The sequence below is a fragment of the Rhizobium indicum genome, assembly GCF_005862305.2.
Classification (GTDB): Bacteria; Pseudomonadota; Alphaproteobacteria; order Rhizobiales; family Rhizobiaceae; genus Rhizobium; species Rhizobium indicum.
In genome coordinates, this window is record NZ_CP054021.1 from 1,718,710 (window position 1) to 1,733,121 (window position 14,412).

Below are 14,412 nucleotides of genomic sequence, written 5' to 3' on the forward strand. Positions count from 1 at the left end.
TAGTAAATCAGCGGCATAGGCGCTTGAACCTCCCCAAAATCTAGGGAGTTGACGGGTATTTTGGCGTCCACACACTTTTGCGCGACATGCTTCAGCTTCGGGCCCGCATGGCCTCATTCATTAGATATTTCTGAAATATAGTCTCAAGCATATCAGGGCTGACGGGTTTCATGATGACGTCGTCCATGCCTGATTTGACGCATTCGGCGCGGTCACGCTCGAAGGCCTGGGTGAGCACGCCGATGATCGGGGTGCGGTTGCCACCGCCGGTTTCCTCCATCTGCCGGATGAGGCGCGCGGCCTCGAAGCCGTTGAAACCCGGCAGGGAAATATCCATCAGCACGATCTGCGGCCGGTGCTCGGCCCATAGGCGCACGGCCTCGTCGCCGGTCGCCGCAAGCATGTGGCGATAGCCGAGGCCTTCGAGGATCTGTGAAAAGACGATCTGGTTGATATCATTGTCTTCGGCGACGAGAACCTGTAGGCCGACCGGATCGTCGGAAATGCTGATTTCCCAATCCGCATCCGAACCGGCGGCGCTGCGGCTGTTGCGATTGAAATGGCGGGCGATCTGGAAGGTGAGCTCGTTGGCGATCTGGAAACCGTCCATGACGAGCGCCGGGATGCCGTATTGCTCGGCAAGCTCGAGGCAGCGCATGCCCATCTGGTTGTCGATGATCAGAAGATCAAGCGAGATGCCGGAGGAAGTGGCGATTTCGAGGAACCGCTCCTCTTCATCCTCGCCCCGGACCGAGCAGGATTCGAAGCCGTATTTCGTCAGCGTCCGCAGCGCGGCGGTCTCGGCGGCGAGGTCTGCCGTGACGACGAGGACCTTGCGGCCGGAGAAATTCTCCGGAACGATCGCTTCCATCGCCGCCGGTTCGCGCCGTGCGATGCCGCTTGGTACCGGCACATAGGCCCGGCGATAGCTTTGATTGCTGGAGGCGGTGATCGCGGACGCTTGGCCGAACTCGTCGAGATCGGCGCCGTCGCGCGGCAGATCCTGCATGGTCGACACCAGGAAATAGCGGCCAGGCTTGCCGATGCGGTGCTTGCGGCTGACGATATCGCGCTCGATGCCGTCGCGGGAGATCTGCCGCTGGCGGGAGACGGACATCTCGCCGGTCTCCAGCACATGGCGGTCGCTTTCTTCGAAGCGCTTGGCGATCTCTTCTGAAAAAAGATCGCCGCTCTTGCGCCCGAGCACCTCGTCGGCGCTCGTCTGATATTTCTCGCAGAAGGCAAGGTTCACCGCGACATAGGTGAGGTTGCGGTCCTTGACGAACAGCGGGAACGGCAGATTGTCGAGAATATCCTCGGTGAGCTGCACCCGCTCCAGATCCGAGCGCCATTGCTCTTCACGCTTCTTGTTCTCGGAAATGTCGGAGATGATGCTGACGCCGTAACCACCCGGCAGCCTGCGCTTGACGAAGCGGACCCAGCGGTCGGCGCCGTGGCGCTCGACGGCATCGAAGCGCTCGCGCCAATGCGAGGCGATTTTCTGCGACAGCCAGTCCTCGCGGCTCAACGAGCCACCCTGCCTGACATCATACTGCTGGCGAATGCCGGTGTCGTACATTGCGCCGAGGAAATCGCGAAGCCGGGTGCCCGGCTTCAGCATCTCGGCAGGCAGCGGAAAGAATTCGAGTATCTGGCGGCTTGCGAAGATCAGATGATCGTTTTTGTCGTAGATGATGAAAGCTGCCGAAAGGCTGTCGCACACCACATCGAAAAGCGCCGTCTGCAGATCGGCCTCGGCGGGAGACCCATCGATTTCTGATGATGTGTCCGCCTTTTCGAAGCCGGCACTCATGCTATTGCGTCCCACATCTGTTCGATTTCGCAGCTTCCGGAGGTATGTGATTAGAAATGCCATTTTTATGTTAAAACCGGCTTAACATTACCTATTCCCAATTTTGGGGGAGCCCCGGATCACGTTTCCGGAAAGCCTGTCGAAACCCCTTCCCTCCGGCCCGCGAATCCCCGAAAATAGCCCATGGCCATCAGACAGCTTTCCGAAACGCTCATCAACCAGATCGCCGCCGGCGAAGTCATCGAACGGCCGGCGAGCGCTGCCAAGGAACTGATCGAAAACGCGCTCGACGCGGGCGCGACGCGCATCGAAATCGCCACGTCAGGCGGCGGCAAGGCGCTGCTGCGCGTCAGCGACAACGGCTCGGGCATGGACGCGGTCGATCTGGAACTGGCGGTCAGGCGCCACTGCACCTCGAAGATCTCGGAGACGCTCGAGGATATCCGCACGCTCGGCTTCCGCGGCGAGGCTCTGCCCTCGATCGGCTCGGTCGCGAGGCTCAGCATCGCAAGCCGCAGGCGCGACAGCGCAGGCGGCCACGAGATCGCCGTTGCCGGCGGCAAGATCGCGCATCTGCGCCCGGCCGCCGCCAATCCCGGGACGATCGTCGAAGTGCGCGACCTGTTCTTCGCCACACCCGCCCGGCTCAAATTCCTGAAGACGGAAAAGGCCGAGGCCGGCGCCATCACCGAGATCGTCAAGCGCATGGCGATCGCCTTTCCGGCGGTGCGCTTCGTGCTGTCGGGCTCGGACCGCGCGACACTGGAATTCCCGGCGACCGGCGACGACCATCTGGCCCGTATGGCGCAGGTGCTCGGCAAGGAATTCCGCGACAACGCCATTGCGCTTGACGCCATGCGCGAAGAGATCGCACTTACCGGCTTTGCCGGCGTGCCGACCTTCAATCGCGGCAACTCCGCCCATCAATACGCCTTCGTCAATGGCCGGCCGGTGCAGGACAAGCTGATCCTCTCGGCGATCCGCGGCGCCTATGCCGAGACGATCCCATCCGGACGCTATCCGGTGGCGGTGCTATCGATCACGCTCGATCCCGCTCTCGTCGACGTCAACGTGCATCCGGCAAAATCCGACGTGCGATTCCGCGACCCCGGCCTGGTGCGCGGCTTGATCGTCGGCGCCATCCGCGAGGCCTTGGCGCGCGACGGCAGCCGAGCGGCAACGACGGGTGCCAGCGACATGCTGCGCTCCTTCCGCCCCGGCTTCCAGCCGTACGCTCAGCGGCCGCAAACGGCATGGTCGGCCGAGACCTCGCCCTCCCGGCCCTATCAGCCGGCAGCGAGTTTCGGCGAACGGCCACAGGCGTCCTTTGACGGACTTTCGATGCCGACGGCGCGGGCCGAGCCGCAGTTTTCGCCGCAGCCGGCAGCCCCCGAACCAACCGCGAGGTATCCGCTCGGCGCGGCGCGGGCGCAGATCCACGCAAACTACATCGTCGCCCAGACCGAGGACGGGCTCGTCATCGTCGACCAGCATGCAGCACACGAGCGGCTGGTCTTCGAGGCGATGCGCAAGGCGCTGCATTCAAAGCGGCTGGCCTCGCAGGTGCTGCTCATCCCCGAGATCATCGATATTCCGGAAGAGGACTGCGATCGGCTGATGCAGCACGCAGCCGAGCTTTCCGAACTCGGCCTTTCGATCGAGCGTTTTGGCCCAGGCGCAATCGCCGTGCGCGAGACGCCGGCGATGCTCGGCGAGGTCGATGCGCATGGGCTGATCCGCCAGCTGGCCGACGAGATCGCCGAATGGGACACGGCATCGGGCCTGTCGGCCAAGCTCGAATATGTGGCGGCGACCATGGCCTGCCACGGGTCGGTGCGCTCCGGACGGCGGCTGCGGCCGGAGGAAATGAACGCGCTGCTGAGAGAAATGGAAGTGACGCCCGGCTCCGGCCAGTGCAATCACGGCCGGCCGACCTATATCGAATTGAAGCTCAGCGATATCGAACGGCTTTTCGGCAGAAGCTAAAAAAGCTGGAAAAGCAAGCCTTGCGGGAGTATGGCAGACTAAAGCGTGTCGCGATCTTTCAGATCCGCTTACCACGCTTTAGGTGTTTGGTGTCCGCATGTCGTGATCGCAAAACCGCGGCACACTTTTGCGCGACATAGACTGCAGGGAACGGAGCGCATGAATTTGTTCGAAGGGCACGGAAACCGCGAGGCGAAGATCCGGTATCTCGATGGCGATTTCCAGATTCTCTCGCCCGGCTCCTATGTCGTTTGTGCGATGACGGGCAAACAGATCCCGCTCGACGAATTGCGCTACTGGAGCGTCGCCCGGCAGGAGCCCTATGCCGACGTGATCTCGGCCATCGATGCCGACAAACGCGCCGGCGTGCTGCCGAACCAGCGGCGCTAGATATTGCGATCCGCGTCGGAGGTTCTGGCTGTGGTCTGCAGCCCGGAGCTGCTGCACGGAAAATATCCATTCGGTCACCCGACGACTTGAAATACCATAGGCTCGTCCAGGACAACCTCGCATCGACTGGCCGGCGTGGCTCCGGGCCACAGGGCTCGACGATACCCGACAGCCGGGTGAGGTTTGCCTCCGCCGCCTATGCGGTCGGCGGAGGGCAACCGTTCACTTGAATTTCGCCATATTCTCAGGCGTCACGAGCGCAGCGCCTGAGTCAATCAAAGACTCAACCTTCTCTCCGCGAATCGATTTTACCAACGCATCCACACCGAGTTCAGCCATCTTGGTGGGGAACTGTGCCACCGACGCATCCTCGACCCCACTCTTCAGCGCTTCCTCTTCGCCGCAGCAGAAGTCGAAACCGACCAGCACAATCTTGTCATTGGCAGTGCCGGCATTCTTGATGGCGCGCGCCGCGCCAGCAGCGGGCGGGCCGCAAGCGGCATAAATGGCCTTGAGGTCCGGGTTCTTCGTCAGTAAATCCTCGGCGACACTGATCCCGAGTTCCTCGGTGCAGTTTGTTGCGCCTTTCCCGACGATCTCGACATCAAGTCCCTTCAGCCCTTCAAGCATGCCCGTCACACGGTCATCAAGCGCCGGCACACCGGGCACACCCTCAAGAATTCCGAGCGTGTCGCCGGCTTTAAGAACAGTTTTGAGATATTCGCCGGCGATTTTGCCGGCGGCGAAGTTGTTGGTCGTGGCAAGCGCCGTCCTGCCGTTCCAATCCGGAATATTGTTATCCATCAGCACGACCTTGATGCCGGCCGCCACCGCCTTGTCCAGGGCAGTGGACACGGTGGGATCGACGGGCGTCAGGGCAATGCCCTGCACGCCTCGTGTCACCATCGACTCGATCTGTGCAATCTGGCCCTCGATGTCGGTTGCCGACGTACCCTGCCCGTAGATGATCTCGACGCCGGGATTTCTCTTTGCATAGTCTTTGGCGGCGTTCTCCATTGTAGCGAAGAACGGCACCGGGAATTTGGTTATAAAGCCGAGCTTCACCGGCTCCTGCGCCAAGGACGGGACTACAGCGACGGCCAGGAGCGCAAGAGCTCCCAGCAGGGATTGCGGTTTCATGTTTACCTCCCATGTTTCGACCGCCCTCCTCTAGAGCGATCTCGTTGTCCGCTGCCCCAACGAAGCAGCGATCTCCCTTAAGCCTCGGCGCCGACAATCATCGCGACAAGGTCCGGCTTGTTGGCTTGCGTCGGCTTCAGTTCACCCACCTTGCGACCCTGCCGCAGCACAACCGCCCGATCGGCGATTTCGACGACATGTTCCATATTGTGCGTGATGATGATCACGGCATTGCCGTCGGCTTTGAGCTGATTGATAAGGTCAAGAACCTGGCGAGACTCGCGAAGGCCGAGGGCGGCCGTTGGTTCGTCAAGGATCACCAGCTTGCGCGCAAAAACAATGGCGCGCGCGACCGCGATCGCCTGTCGCTGTCCCCCAGACATCAGCGCGACCGGCGCGTCGAATCTCGGCAGCTTAACCTTCAGGCGATCGATGACACTCGCCGCCTCACGTTTCATCAAGCCCGTGTTGAGGAAGCGGAGCGGAAGCGGCAGCCAGGAGGGGAAAGAGATTTCTCGTCCGCAATAGAAATTCTGGACGGGGGTCAGGTTGTCGAAAAGCGCCAGATCCTGATAGACGGTTTCAATACCGGCGCGGCGGGCGGCGGCCGTTGAATGGAGCGATACGGGCGCACCATCCACGAGGATCTCTCCTTCGTCGAGACGATGAAGCCCGCTGATGCATTTGACAAGCGTCGACTTGCCGGCGCCGTTGTCACCCAAGAGAGCGGTTACCTCACCGGAGTAGGCATCGAAGCTTACATTTTTCAGGGCATGGATGGCGCCAAAGCGCTTCTGCGCGTTTCGAACCGAAAGTGCCGGTGTGGTGGATGCCTGGTTCATTGTACGCTCGCCGATTGAAGCACGCGTGCGCGCGCCTCGAGATGATTGCGAAGCACATCAGCCTCTACGGCGATGACGATGACGAGCCCAATCGCGATCATTTGAAAGAACACGTCGACGCCGAGAAGGTTAAGGGCGTTGCGGATGACGCCGATCAGCACGGCGCCGATCAGGGCGTGGCCGAGGTGGCCTCGTCCGCCAAGGAAGCTGGCGCCACCGATAATCACCGCAGCAATCGTGTCGAGTTCCAAAAGATTGCCGTAGATTGGCGAGGCGGCGGCGGTCCGTCCCGCGAGCAGCACCGCGCCGACACCTGCACAAAAGCCGCAAATAATGTAGGTTGCGAGCAGAACACCCTTTACCGGTATACCCATGCTTCTGGCGGCATTCGGCGCGCCGCCGACCGCATAGATCCATCGGCCACAGACCATCGACTTCGTCAGGATCAGAAAAAGAAACCCGAACATCGCAACGACAAAGAAGGAATTGGGCACACCAAGCGTCGTACCGCCACCGATCGCAGTCACTGCATCGGGCATCCCGCGCATGGTTGTGTGGCCGGGCGCCAATGCAAGTGCCAGGCCGCGGCAGATACTCAAGCTAGCGAGTGTAATAATGAAAGGGTGCGGCAGCCGACCATAGACAAAGACCACACCGTTGACCGCACCGACAGCCGCACCTGCAAGCAGCATGGCCACAATGACGACGATCGAGGAATCAACCTGCTGGTAGACGAGCCCGCCAATGACTGTCGCGAGCGCAAGATTCGAGCCGACAGACAAATCAATCCCGCGCGTCAGGATAACGAGCTGCTGCCCCATTGCGACAACGGCAATCACTGCCGTCTGCGCAAGGATGTTCCCGAGGTTCATGGGCTTTAGGAAAGCCGGCGTGATCAAACTGACGACGGCGATGAGCATAATGAGGATCAATAGTGGGCCCAGGCTCAATAGCCTCAGCCCCAATGTGATGCCAGATTGTCTCGGATGGAAGGTTGCATCCTGCGAACCGCCAGGCCGCGACGAATTCTGAGGCAGAATCCCGGAGTCTTCCAAATTCCCCTAGCCTCCCCCGTTTTTTATACATAAGAAACATATGATACACGTACGTCAACTTGTTTTTTATGGATAGTTAATTATACCGGGAGTTGAATCATGAGAACTGATACGACCTTCAAACGGGCATTCAACGATATGATCGATATCATTCGGACGCTCGATCTCGGGGAGGAATTGCCGTCCGAAAACGTCCTGCGCGCCCAGCTCGGCGTGAGCAGAACGACGGTGCGGAAGGTGCTGGCGGGGATGTCCGCCCGTGGGATCATCATATCTGAAGCGCACAGGCGGATCATAGGTGAGCAGCCGCGGCAGATAGAGCGCTATCCGAAGGAAGAGACCTTGGCAATTTCGGAACAGGTCGAGACGAGCTTCATGGAATGGATGCTGCGCGGCGATGCCTGTCCGGGCACAGAAATCAATGAGGCGGAATTAGCCCGGAAATTCGGCGTCGCGACAACGATCGTCCGGGAGTTTCTCAATCGATTTCAGAAATATGGGCTGATCGAGAAGCGTCAGAATGCCGGCTGGGTTTTTAAGGGGTTCACAGCCAGTTTCGCGCTCGAACTGTTCGAGATCAGAGAGATGTTCGAAATGCGCTCCGCACGGCTGTTCGCTGCCCTGCCCGACGGCTCGCCCGTCTGGAAGCAGATCCAAGCTATGCGGGCGGCACATTTGGAACTGCTCGCGGATATCGACGCCCGGTTTCAGGATTTCTCGGAGCTGGACAGCCGGTTCCACCGGCTGATTACGGCAGTCGCGCCAAACCGCTTTATCGAAAGCTTCCAAGACGTGATAACCATGGTCTTCCACTATCACTATCAATGGAACAAGCGTGATGAACGCGCGCGGAACGAGGTCGCCATCAGAGAGCATCTCGCGCTGATCGAAGCCCTGGAAAGCCGTAATATCGCTTCGATCGATCGCGCATGTCGGTTGCATCTGACTTCCGCCCGCGAGACTTTGCTTCGCTCGATCGCGTGATCGCGTTGCCTGTACAGATGTGCGCAGGACGAGACGTTTTGCAGCAGCCCGCTAAAGCGCGTCGCGATCTTTCAGATTCGCTTGTCGCGCTTTAGGTCTTTGTTTTTACGCATGTCGTTGTCGCAAAACCGCTGCACACTTTTGCGCGACATGCTTTAGAGCGGTTCAGCCTTTCCCGGAATTGCTTTACCCCCGGCCTTCATCTCCCGCAGGCGCCGCTCGCGGCAGGCGGCGATCGCCCGGTCGATGATGAGGCTGGGGGCGAGGTGATCCTCAAAGACCATGTCGACCTCGATCACCCGGCTCTTTTCGACGAGCCGCGCCGCCTTGCCGTGATGGCCGGAAAGGCGGACGAAATCCTTGGAGGTGGTGACGATCAGGAGACCTTGACGTTCAGCGGTCGTCAGGATGTCGTCGATCTCCTCCTCGGTCAGGTGCTCGTGATCACCGAAGCTCTTGGCGACCACGATCTCGGCGCCGCGCGATTCAACCGTGCGGAAGAATTTGGCGGGATCGGCAATGCCGGCAAAGGCGAGCACCTTCGTGCCGGCCAGCGTATTGTCGCCGCGAACTTTCAGCGATGCGGTGAAATAGGGCTTTGCCGCGCGCGCCGCCATGCGAACGATCCTGTCGGCGGCGTTGCCGCCACCGACCTTCAGCAAAGCGGTCGCAGAACGCAGCTGCTGGCGGATCGGCGCGCGGACCGGGCCACCCGGAACGATATGGCCGTTGCCGAGGCCGCGCGTCGCGTCGATGACGAGCAGGGCATAGTCGATCGCCAGCCGGGCACTCTGGAAACCGTCATCCATGATGATGAGATCGGCGCCCTCCGCCACCAGGCGCTGAGCCCCTTCGACGCGCCGGCGGGAAATCACCGTCAGCGCTTCCCGGGCAAGCAGCAAGGGCTCGTCGCCGACGGCAATCGCGCGGTGATGATCGGGTTCGACGACGGTGGTCACATCGAGCGAGCCGCCGTAACCCCTGCTGAGAAAGCCGGGCTTCAGCCCCTTCGCCTTGGCGGCGCGGGCAATCGTCAGCGCCGTCGGCGTCTTGCCGGCGCCGCCGACGGTGAAATTGCCGACGCAGATAACCGGGATGGGAACGGAAGCGCGGCGTGCATGGGCCATGCGGTGGCCGGCGATACGGCCATAGAGAAAAGAAAGCGGCAGCAGCAGCCAGGCCCGCCAATCGGCTTTCCTCCACCAGAACGGTGGCGCTTCAGATATCATCTTGCCGTCCCGCTCCCCTGCCCCTCGACTGGCCGGATTGAGAAGCCAAAATCGATGAAAATGCAAGCCCTTACGGATTAGGCGGGCTGCAGGTCCGGCAGCAGCGTCTCGATGGCAGTGATATCGTCGAGCACGTGGTCGGCCGCGGCGGCAAGCGTCTCCCGCGAACCGGTGCCGGTCAGCACCGCGATCCTCAGGCCGGTGCCGGCATTCAGACCCATGTGCAGATCGTGGTTGTTGTCGCCGACCATGGCTACCTCTTCAGGCGAAAGACCGGTCGCAGCGCAGAAGCCGAGCACCATGCCCGGCTCCGGCTTGACGCCGAAACCGCTGTCATAGCCGGCGATGTAATCGATATAGCGGGCAAAACCGAAGCGTTCCGCCGTCTGGCGGATCGACCGCTCATTGTCGCTGGAGGCGACGCCGAGCTTGAAGCCGCGCCGATGCAGCCGCTCGAAGAAGCCGGCGAGGTCGGTCACCGGCACGGAAAATTCGGCGGCGCTGGAAAAGAGTTCGTCGAGGCGGACCGTCAGCTCGCCGACATCGACCATCGAACCCGCGGCAACCAGACCCTCAGCGATCTGGCGGGTATTGCCGGCGGCAAGCAGGCTGTCGGGAACGATATGGCCGGTCACCGGATCCATGCCGCAGGCCGAAAGCAGCCGGTTGGCGAGAAGCTGATCCCCCTGGGCTGCGATGCGGGCAAGCTCGCGATTGACCGGCAGCCAGCTCTCGTCATAGTCGAGCAGCGTGCCGTCCTTGTCGAAGAGGATGCCTTTGATAGGGGACGCTACCGACATCTTCGCTCCTCAGACCTGGGCCACGGCCTTGGGCAGCAGCCGCGCCTTCACCGTCAGCGGATTGATATAGGGTTCCAGGCCCTTCACTGTCGCTGTCAGCGCGCCGCGCATTTCGTGCACGGCGGTGATGCCGGCCTCGATCATATTGCGGCGGGCGTCGTCGTTGATCAGCAGATAATGCACGCCCTTGGCCAGCATTTCGGTATCGCGCACCATGCGGGCGCTGCCGCTGCGGGCAAGCTTCTGATAGGCATCGCGGAAATTCTGCACATGGCCGCCGGAGAGAATGGCGCAGCCAAGCATGGCGGGCTCCAGCGGGTTCTGGCCGCCTTCGGCAAAGAGCGAGCGGCCGACGAAGGCGATTTCCGTCAGTCTCAAATAGAGACCCATTTCGCCGATCGTGTCGCCAAGGAAGATATCGACATCGGCGGACAAGACATCGTCGCGGGTGCGGCGGGCGACCTTCAGCCCCTGCTTGACCAGGGCCGCCTCGATCTCGTCGCTGCGCTCGGGATGGCGCGGCACGATGATCGTCAACTGGCGGTCGCGCTCCCTGAGCGCCCGGTGAACGATGGCGGCGGCGTTCTCCTCGCCGTCGAAGGTCGAGATTGCCGCCCAGGTCTTGCGCTCGCCGATCTGCTTCTTGTAGCGGGCGAAGACAGCGCTGTCATAGGGCGGTGCGTCGGTATCGACCTTCAGATTGCCCGAGGTGATGACGGGGACGGCGCCGAGATCGCGGAAGCGTTCGGCATCGACATCCGACTGGGCGATGACGAGGGCGAGATTCTCGAACAAGGCTTCGGCGATCGCCGGGCGGCGACGCCAGCGGGCAAAGGAGCGGTCCGACATGCGGGCATTGATCAGGATCTGCGGAATGCGGCGGCGGCCGAGCTCCAGCACCGTTGCCGGCCAGATCTCGGATTCGGCGATGATGGCGCAATCGGGCTGCCAATAATCGAGGAAGCGGCTGACGGAGGGCTTCAGGTCGAGCGGCACATATTGATGGATCGCTTCCTGGCCGAGGCGCTCGGCGGCGAGCTTGGCCGACGTGATGGTGCCGGTCGTCAGGATGACATGGATGTCGCGGCGGCGGATTTCGCGGATCAGCGGGATGACGGCGTTGGTTTCACCGACGCTTGCGGCATGGAACCAGATGAGCGGGCCCTGCGGCCGGTTGGCGCTCGGATAGCCGAAGCGCTCCAGGCGGCGGGCCCTATCTTCCTTGCCCTTGGCCGTGCGGTAGGTGATATAGAGGCCGACGACAGGAGAGGCCACGGTTCCCGCCAGACGGTATGCGTTCAGACCGAACCGCGCCATCCGGGAACTCATCGCGCCAGCCTCCGATCAAAACCGATCGACATCAAACCCATTCCCTAATTATCGTTGCGGCCGCAATGGCCGATTAATTTGTTCAGAATGCGTCCAACAATCCGGATCGACGGGCGCGCCCGATGCACCAACGCCCCGCTCGAGGAGGGGCCGGCCGGCGGCACTTGCTAAGCTCAGCCCTTGGGCTTTTCCTGCGGATCGAGCAAACGATGCATGTGGACGATGAAGTAGCGCATATGCGCATTGTCGACCGTCTGCTGCGCCTTCGCCTTCCAGGCCGTCAGCGCCGCGGCATAATCCGGGAAAATGCCGACGATATCGAGACCCTGCAGGTCACGGAACTGGACGTCATCGAGGCTTTCCAGTTCGCCGCCAAAAACGAGATGCAGAAGCTGCTTCTTGTCACCGGAGTCAGTCATTTTTTCTTCTCTTTCTGCCTATTCTCCTCCGCCACCCATCTGCGGGATTTTGACGGAAACGTCAACTGTCTCGTCGCCCCGCAAAGGCCGCGAGGAATTCGCCAAGGCGGGGCGTTGGCGCTGCGCAAAGGACCTTGTGGGTGACCTCAGCGCGATTGTAGACGATCGGCCGGCCTTCGATGTCGACGAGGCCGCCGCCGGCACAGACGAGGATCAGATCGGCAGCCGCAAGATCCCAATCATGTGAATTGCCTTTGACGAAGGTGCCTTCGAGACGACCGTCCGCCACCATGGCGATGCGATAGGCCAGCGAGGGAATGTATTTCTCGCGCGTCACCCGATCGCGGAATTCCGTCGGAAAGGTCTTCAGCAGGTCTTCGCCGATCGCAAGGCGGCTCATCTCTTCCGGTCCGGCGGCCGAAACGGTGAAGGGGACGCCGTTCTTCAGCGCCACGCCGCCCTCGACAGCCTCATAGAGCTCCTCGAGCGCCGGGGCATAGAGCACGCCGGCGACCGGCCGGCCGCGATGAACCACCGCGACGCTCACGCACCAGACCTTCTGCCCGCCGAGGAAGGCGCGCGTGCCGTCGATCGGATCGATGATGAACAGCGTCTCGCGTGAAAGGCGGTCGGCATCGTCGTCGGTTTCTTCCGACAGCCAGCCATAATCCGGCCGGGCCTTGCGCAGGATGGTCTCGAGCGTCTTGTTGGCGGCGAAATCGGCGGCGCTGACGGGCGAACGGTCCTCGTTCTTCCACCAGACCTCAGGCGACTGGTTGAAGAAGCCGAAAGCGACGGCGCCCGCCTCTTTCGCAGCATCGACGATCAGCGTGAGATCGCTCTGCCACCGGGCTTTCTCCATGTCGCTCATCAGATCAATCCATCTCTCAATTGAATAGTCAGAGCATGATGTCGCCCGAAAACCGCTCACACTTTTCGGCATCATGCTCTCAAGCGCGTCGCGATCTTTCAGATTCGCGACGCGCTTTAGGTCTTTGATTTTCCGCATGTCGTTATCGCAAAACCGCTGCACACTTTTGCGCGACATGCTTTAGCGCCCGGCAAGCGTCATGCCCTCGATGGCAAACGTGGGGGCCGCAACGCCGAATTTGCGGTCGATGTCGTTTGCCAGCGTCAGGCGCATGAACATCTCCTTGAGGTTCGAGGCGATCGTCACCTCGGAGACCGGGAAGGTGAGCTCCCCGTTCTCGATCCAGAAGCCGGTGGCGCCGCGGCTGTATTCGCCGGTGATCATGTTGACGCCGTGGCCGATCAATTCGGTCACATAAAAACCGTTGCCGACGCTGCGGATCAGATCCTCCGGCGAGATGTCGCCGGGTTCCAGCGCAAGGTTGGTGGAAGAAGGCGAAACGGCGGTGCCGCCACGCACGCCGCGGCCGTTGGTCTCCAGACCCAACTCGCGCGCGGTCGAAGTCGAGAGGAACCAGTGCTTCAAGATACCATCCTCGATCATCACCAGGCGCTCGCCGGACACGCCCTCGCCGTCGAAGGGCCGCGAGGAAGGGCCACGCACGATCAGCGGATCGTCGGTGATCGACAGGCCCGACTTCAATACCTGCTGACCCATCTTGTCGCGCAGGAAGCTGGACTTGCGGGCGACGGAAGCACCATTGATCGCACCGGCGATATGGCCGACAAAGCCGCGGGCGACACGCGGGTCGAAGATGACAGTGATGTCCTTGCCGGTCGGCACCTGGCGCGGATTGACGCGCTTGATTACCCGTTCGCCGGCGCGACGGCCGATTTCAGCGGGATCGTCGAGCTCGGCGTAATAGAGACGGCTGTCATAATCATAATCGCGCTCCATGCCGGTGCCTTCGCCCGCGATGACGCTGACGGAATGACCGAAACGCGACGCCATGTAACTGCCTTCGAACCCGTGCGAGGTGGCAAGAACGAGGCCGCCCATGCCTGCGGAAGCGCCGGCGCCGGAGGAATTGGTGACACCCTTGACCGCAAGCGCGGCTGCTTCAGCAGCAAGACCCGCCTCGCGCAGCATCTCGGAGGAGACCTCGGTGGTATCGAGCAATTGCAGGTCGGGATAGGATCTCGAAAGGCTCGCCTCATCCGCCAGGCAGGCGAAGGGGTCTTCCGGGGAAACCTTGGCCATGGCGACGGCGCGTTCGGCCAGCGCCTGAAGATCGAAGCCCGGATTGGCCGAAACGCTGGCGACACGCTTGCCGATGAAGACACGCAGGGAAAAATCGTCGCTTTCGGAGGATTCCGTGCCCTCGACCTTGCCGAGGCGGACGCTCACCGATTGCGAGCGCGACCGGACGACGACGGCGTCGGCGGCATCGGCCCCTGCCTTCCTTGCCAGATCGATCAATTGACTTGCGCGGGAAAGAAGTGTCGAGGAATCAATTTCAGAGGACATGATTTGGCCTTTCCTTCGGCTTCCATT

At 61.6% G+C, this 14,412-nt stretch carries 13 protein-coding genes; 3 read left to right on the plus strand and 10 right to left on the minus strand.

Going from position 1 to position 14,412, the window contains the following annotated elements; all coding sequences use genetic code 11:
• Nucleotides 1-91 precede the first annotated feature (91 nt).
• Nucleotides 92-1,813, minus strand: a complete 1,722-nt coding sequence (locus tag FFM53_RS08605) for a response regulator (RefSeq protein ID WP_138390674.1) — start codon at nucleotides 1,811-1,813, stop codon at nucleotides 92-94.
• A 183-nt stretch (nucleotides 1,814-1,996) separates the two neighbouring features.
• On the opposite strand from FFM53_RS08605, the gene mutL reads away from it, so the two are divergent.
• Both mutL and FFM53_RS08615 read left to right on the plus strand, forming a co-directional pair.
• Nucleotides 1,997-3,799 (plus strand): DNA mismatch repair endonuclease MutL, encoded by a 1,803-nt coding sequence (gene mutL / locus FFM53_RS08610; RefSeq protein WP_138390675.1) that lies wholly within the window; start codon nucleotides 1,997-1,999, stop codon nucleotides 3,797-3,799.
• A gap of 159 nt (nucleotides 3,800-3,958) precedes the next feature.
• A complete protein-coding gene (locus tag FFM53_RS08615; RefSeq protein ID WP_003545832.1) occupies nucleotides 3,959-4,189 on the plus strand; it encodes a DUF2093 domain-containing protein in 231 nt (76 codons plus the stop codon).
• Nucleotides 4,190-4,411: 222 nt separating this feature from the next.
• On the opposite strand, the gene FFM53_RS08620 is transcribed toward FFM53_RS08615, so the two are convergent.
• The 3 genes from FFM53_RS08620 to FFM53_RS08630 all read right to left on the minus strand — a co-directional run bounded on the left by FFM53_RS08620 (nucleotide 4,412) and on the right by FFM53_RS08630 (nucleotide 7,226).
• Nucleotides 4,412-5,329, minus strand: a complete 918-nt coding sequence (locus tag FFM53_RS08620) for a sugar ABC transporter substrate-binding protein (RefSeq protein ID WP_138328895.1) — start codon at nucleotides 5,327-5,329, stop codon at nucleotides 4,412-4,414.
• Between the two features lie 77 nt (nucleotides 5,330-5,406).
• Nucleotides 5,407-6,171, minus strand: coding sequence for an ATP-binding cassette domain-containing protein (locus tag FFM53_RS08625; protein WP_138390676.1), 765 nt, complete (start codon nucleotides 6,169-6,171; stop codon nucleotides 5,407-5,409).
• On the minus strand, nucleotides 6,168-7,226 hold the full coding sequence (locus tag FFM53_RS08630; RefSeq protein WP_173883564.1) for an ABC transporter permease: 1,059 nt from the start codon (nucleotides 7,224-7,226) through the stop codon (nucleotides 6,168-6,170). The genes FFM53_RS08625 and FFM53_RS08630 overlap by 4 nt, the downstream gene beginning before the upstream one ends.
• 99 nt (nucleotides 7,227-7,325) lie before the next feature.
• On the opposite strand from FFM53_RS08630, the gene FFM53_RS08635 reads away from it, so the two are divergent.
• Entirely contained in the window at nucleotides 7,326-8,210 is an 885-nt protein-coding gene (locus FFM53_RS08635; protein ID WP_138328898.1) for a GntR family transcriptional regulator, read from the plus strand.
• 155 nt (nucleotides 8,211-8,365) lie between these two features.
• On the opposite strand, the gene lpxK is transcribed toward FFM53_RS08635, so the two are convergent.
• The 6 genes from lpxK to FFM53_RS08665 form a co-directional block, all read right to left on the minus strand.
• Nucleotides 8,366-9,439 (minus strand): tetraacyldisaccharide 4'-kinase, encoded by a 1,074-nt coding sequence (gene lpxK, locus FFM53_RS08640; RefSeq protein ID WP_138390678.1) that lies wholly within the window; start codon nucleotides 9,437-9,439, stop codon nucleotides 8,366-8,368.
• 77 nt (nucleotides 9,440-9,516) lie between these two features.
• The gene (locus FFM53_RS08645) at nucleotides 9,517-10,239 is read right to left on the minus strand and encodes an HAD family hydrolase (protein ID WP_138328900.1); all 723 of its coding nucleotides are present in this window, start codon (nucleotides 10,237-10,239) and stop codon (nucleotides 9,517-9,519) included.
• Between the two features lie 9 nt (nucleotides 10,240-10,248).
• Nucleotides 10,249-11,568 carry a lipid IV(A) 3-deoxy-D-manno-octulosonic acid transferase gene (gene waaA / locus FFM53_RS08650; RefSeq protein ID WP_003556858.1) on the minus strand — a complete coding sequence of 440 codons (1,320 nt, stop codon included), beginning with the start codon at nucleotides 11,566-11,568 and terminating at the stop codon, nucleotides 10,249-10,251.
• A 173-nt stretch (nucleotides 11,569-11,741) separates the two neighbouring features.
• Nucleotides 11,742-11,987 (minus strand): DUF4170 domain-containing protein, encoded by a 246-nt coding sequence (locus FFM53_RS08655; protein WP_017993077.1) that lies wholly within the window; start codon nucleotides 11,985-11,987, stop codon nucleotides 11,742-11,744.
• 61 nt (nucleotides 11,988-12,048) lie between these two features.
• Nucleotides 12,049-12,858 (minus strand): 3'(2'),5'-bisphosphate nucleotidase CysQ, encoded by an 810-nt coding sequence (locus tag FFM53_RS08660; protein WP_138328901.1) that lies wholly within the window; start codon nucleotides 12,856-12,858, stop codon nucleotides 12,049-12,051.
• 180 nt (nucleotides 12,859-13,038) lie between these two features.
• The gene (locus FFM53_RS08665; RefSeq protein WP_138328902.1) at nucleotides 13,039-14,385 is read right to left on the minus strand and encodes a TldD/PmbA family protein; all 1,347 of its coding nucleotides are present in this window, start codon (nucleotides 14,383-14,385) and stop codon (nucleotides 13,039-13,041) included.
• Nucleotides 14,386-14,412 lie beyond the last annotated feature (27 nt).